The sequence below is a fragment of the Variovorax glucosi genome (assembly GCF_051216695.1).
Classification (GTDB): Bacteria; Pseudomonadota; Gammaproteobacteria; order Burkholderiales; family Burkholderiaceae_C; genus Variovorax.
The window spans coordinates 1-1,088 of sequence record NZ_JBPJZE010000329.1 but is presented as its reverse complement, the minus strand read 5'-3'; the positions used below and the strand labels follow the sequence as shown (position 1 = coordinate 1,088).

The window sequence follows — 1,088 nt, the reverse complement described above, 5'->3', positions numbered from 1 at the left end:
GACGATGCGAGCCGGCCGCTCATCATGGTCGGGCCGGGCACCGGCCTCGCGCCGTTCCGTGGGTTCCTGCAGGAGCGCGCGGCGCAGATCGAGGCAGGCAATGCGCAAGGCGAGGCGCTGCTGTTCTTCGGCTGCCGCCATCCCGAGCAGGACTTCATCTATGCCGACGAACTCCAGGCCTGGGCGCACCGCGGCGTGATGAAGCTGCATACCGCCTTCTCGCGCGCGGGCGAGCGCAAGGTCTATGTGCAGGACCTGATCCGCGAGCAGGCCGCCGAAGTGTGGAAACTGCTGGAGGCCGGCGCGGTGGTCTACGTGTGCGGCGACGGCTCGCGCATGGAGCCCGACGTGCGGCGCACGCTGAGCGACCTTGCGCGCGAACACGGGCACGACAGCACGGCGTGGATGGACAAGATGATTGCGGACCAGCGCTATGTGCTGGACGTATGGGCCGGCAGCTGAAAGGAAGCCTGCGGGGGCCTCAGGCCTCCAGTGCCGACGCGTGGTCCTCGAAAGTGCCGCGAACGTGCCAGCCGTCCGAGGTCAGCGCCATCACCTTGTCGGAGAGGCCGTGCGGCCCCGCCTCGGCCTTGACCTCGGCGGCGGCCGAACACATGAGGCGCAGCATGGTCTCTGCCGTGATCGGCTCTCCCCCGGCATCGAAGCTTGCTCCGCTGTCCATGAAGTAGATAACGCTGCGGCTGGGCACCACCGCGAGCAACTCGCCCTTGAACCCCTGCGACAACTGCGCCCAGAGGTCCGGCAGCAGCAGCATGCAGGCCTCGAAGTCGTCGCCCGTCACCAGGGCCTTGTACATGACGAGATCCTGCGTGCCGAGATTGGGCTCCACCTGCCGGAGCATGTTGTCGATCGCCAGTTCGTACAGCGACTGCGGATCGAGCCCCGTTTCCTCCATGCCCTCCTGGGTCAGCGTGATGAACTGCGTGGGCGTGTCGAGCGCGAACGTCATCAGCAGATCGGAATCGCCGGCGAAGGGGTAGGCCACGGGCGTCTGCGCCTCGCGGTTGCCGCCCCGCGCCTCGATCTGGTCGAGCATCGGCTGCACAGCCTCGAGGAAGTCGACGTGC

General features: G+C 67.6%; 1 protein-coding gene and 1 pseudogene. One reads left to right on the top strand and one right to left on the bottom strand.

Annotated features, from left to right (window positions below):
- Positions 1–462, top strand: a pseudogene (locus ACSFA3_RS25380) (NADPH--cytochrome reductase); the annotation flags it as partial.
- A gap of 19 nt (positions 463–481) precedes the next feature.
- Here the strand turns inward: ACSFA3_RS25380 and ACSFA3_RS25375 are convergent.
- The coding region (locus tag ACSFA3_RS25375) for a DUF1444 domain-containing protein (protein WP_435508097.1) at positions 482–1,088 on the bottom strand (607 nt) is incomplete at its 5' end.